General features: G+C 82.6%; 1 pseudogene. It reads right to left on the bottom strand.

The annotated features are described in order from the left end of the window. Positions 1 to 407: pseudogene (locus NWP10_RS12385) on the bottom strand (DNA polymerase III subunit gamma and tau); the annotation flags it as partial.

Genomic DNA, 407 nt, shown 5'->3' with positions numbered 1-407 from the left:
CCGCCGGGGGGCGTCGCGCCGCCCGGAGGCGCCGCGTTGACCGGAGGCTCGAGGGGGCCGCCGGCGCGCACGCGCTCCATGAGGCGCGGGAACATGCTCGCCGGGTGGCCGGACCCGGCCGCGTGCCCGGGAGAGCCGTCGTCGTCGGCGTCCGAGGCGGAGGCGTGCTCCTGGTCCTCGGCGGGCACGCCGGGGTCTGGGGTGCCGTCCGCCGTGGGCTCGCCGGAGGACCCGTGGTCCGCCGCGGAGGACGGCCCGGACGCGGAGGCCGCGGGGTGGGCGTCGCGACGTGCGGTGGCGTCGGGGTCGTCGCCCTGGCCGGGGGGCAGGTCCTCGGGGCCCGGCGAGGGGGCGGCCGCCCGCGTGGACTCGGCGTCGGCTCCGGCGCCCGCGCCGTCGTCGAAGCC

Origin of the sequence: Micrococcus sp. HG099 (assembly GCF_024723355.1) — a bacterium.
Classification (GTDB): Bacteria; Actinomycetota; Actinomycetes; order Actinomycetales; family Micrococcaceae; genus Micrococcus; species Micrococcus endophyticus.
The sequence above is the reverse complement of the archived record's forward strand: the minus strand, read 5'-3'. Positions and strand labels throughout refer to the sequence as shown.